At 73.9% G+C, this 410-nt stretch carries 1 protein-coding gene and 1 pseudogene; both read left to right on the forward strand.

Annotated features, from left to right (window positions below; translation table 11 throughout):
• Positions 1–121: pseudogene (locus IH13_RS45175) on the forward strand (ABC transporter substrate-binding protein); the annotation flags it as partial.
• 53 nt (positions 122–174) lie between these two features.
• Positions 175–410, forward strand: a 236-nt coding sequence (locus tag IH13_RS39895; RefSeq protein WP_199814895.1) for an asparaginase, incomplete at its 3' end; no start/stop codon positions are given.

The following is a 410-nucleotide window of genomic DNA, read 5'->3' on the forward strand; positions in this document are numbered from 1 at the left end:
CTACGAGCAGCAGGTGTCCCGCCGCCGTCACCGGCTCCAGCGGACCGTCGACGACTGCAGCGCCGAGATCGCCCGGAGGTACCGTGACGGGGAAGCACAAGTAGACGACCTGCTCGCCTGAGGCGATCCTTCCGGGGGCGGGTCCCGCCCGCCCCCGGAAGGCCGCCCACCGCCATGACCTCGCCGCACTCGTCCGCGTCTGCCCCGCTCCCCGTCCTCGCCGAGGTCGTACGGTCCGGTTTCACGGAGGGCCACCACCGCGGTTCGCTGGTCCTGCTGGCCGCCGACGGGAGCGTCGACCTCGCCCTCGGCGACCCGGCTGCCCCGGTCTTCCCGCGCTCGTCCAACAAGCCGATGCAGGCCGCCGCGGTCCTGCGGGCCGGTCTCGAACTGTCCGGTGAGCGGCTGGC

The organism is Streptomyces sp. NRRL WC-3549 (assembly GCF_000721935.1).
Taxonomy (GTDB): domain Bacteria; phylum Actinomycetota; class Actinomycetes; order Streptomycetales; family Streptomycetaceae; genus Streptomyces.